The organism is Bacillus sp. JJ1503, assembly GCF_036965125.1.
GTDB lineage: Bacteria > Bacillota > Bacilli > Bacillales > Cytobacillaceae > Cytobacillus.
In genome coordinates, this window is sequence record NZ_JBALOZ010000454.1 from 1 (window position 1) to 834 (window position 834).

Annotated in this window: 1 protein-coding gene; it reads right to left on the reverse strand. The window is 41.1% G+C overall.

What is annotated here, in order from left to right; translation table 11 throughout:
* A partial coding sequence (locus V7149_RS25020; protein WP_335348273.1) for a nuclease-related domain-containing DEAD/DEAH box helicase occupies positions 1-822 on the reverse strand: 822 nt, incomplete at its 3' end.
* Between the last annotated feature and the right edge of the window lie 12 nt (positions 823-834).

Below are 834 nucleotides of genomic sequence, written 5' to 3' on the forward strand. Positions count from 1 at the left end.
ATCCTTTGCCAGCATCTTAGCCCGGCTGGCAAGTATCAATGTTTTTCCGCTACCCGCCACTCCGCGAATCAAACGATTTTTATCCCCTATTTGCTTCGCCAGCATTTCCTGATGAAGGTCCATTGCCTTAATATCATGCAATGACAAAAGCAGCTGATCTTGGTATGGAACTGGTTGCTTAAATTCAGCACTAATGCGTACCTCCGGAAATAAATGATAGCGGATTGCATCCAGTTCTTCCTTTCCTAATGGAGCGGGCAAACGATAAGGGACAATGAACATATTTGAGATTTTTTCAAATAAATTTTCTTCTGAAAAAGCTTCCTTATCTGGATCAATCTCATCCCGAGTTAAACAAAGGGACGGCTCAACCACTGCATACAGCCCGTTTTCAATAAAGTCTTTCTGGAAAAGCCGAGTGAACACTGTCCCAAAACCATAAGGAAACTTTAGCTGGAATTGATACTTCCCTTCTAGATGAACCAAATTGCGATCTTTCTTCAATGCATCTACGATATGAAACACATTCTCGCGTGCCTGCTTTAACGGACTTTTCGTTTTCGTTTGTATCCCCGATGAAGTAACCAACGTCCATTCATCTTGATTAATTTGAAACAATGTATTCTTTGTATAATCTTTTACTTCCAATACTAATAACCCGAGATCAGGGCCAATAATCACAAAATCAGGCCGCTTTCCATGTATCTCAGGCTCATAATACACAATATAGTCATCAGGCAAATATGTCTTCAACGTTCGAAATAGCAGCCTTTCACCGGCCGTTGCAGTTGAACGAATCGATTCAGGAATTGTAAAAGCCACTCTACCCACTCA